This is a genomic window from Pseudophaeobacter profundi (assembly GCF_029697505.1).
Taxonomy (GTDB): Bacteria; Pseudomonadota; Alphaproteobacteria; order Rhodobacterales; family Rhodobacteraceae; genus Pseudophaeobacter; species Pseudophaeobacter profundi.
Genome location: NZ_JARJEF010000251.1, coordinates 1 through 274 on the forward strand (window position 1 = coordinate 1; position 274 = coordinate 274).

General features: G+C 47.1%; 1 protein-coding gene. It reads right to left on the reverse strand.

The genetic code is table 11. The features are described from left to right. A partial coding sequence (locus P2081_RS20900; RefSeq protein WP_278924707.1) for a hypothetical protein occupies window positions 1-225 on the reverse strand: 225 nt, incomplete at its 3' end. Between the last annotated feature and the right edge of the window lie 49 nt (window positions 226-274).

Consider the following 274-nt stretch of genomic DNA (forward strand, 5'->3'; position numbering starts at 1 on the left):
CACAGCCTTGGCTTCAAATATTGCCAGAATGCCAACAGAAACCGGCAGCATTGAAGAACATTCCATGTTGTCAAACTCTGCGGAGTAGATAAGATTTGCCTGTCCGTTGACAGGAAGCGACTTCTGCTCTAGAAGACCCAAACTCTCGATGGCCCAGGAGTAACTTTTTCCGCCATCAGTCACGTTAACATGGAGTGAACAGTTTAAACTGTTGTAGATCCGCAACTGTGCTTCTCCAGCCTGTGGGAGAATAGCGTAGGAATCCTGAACTTTG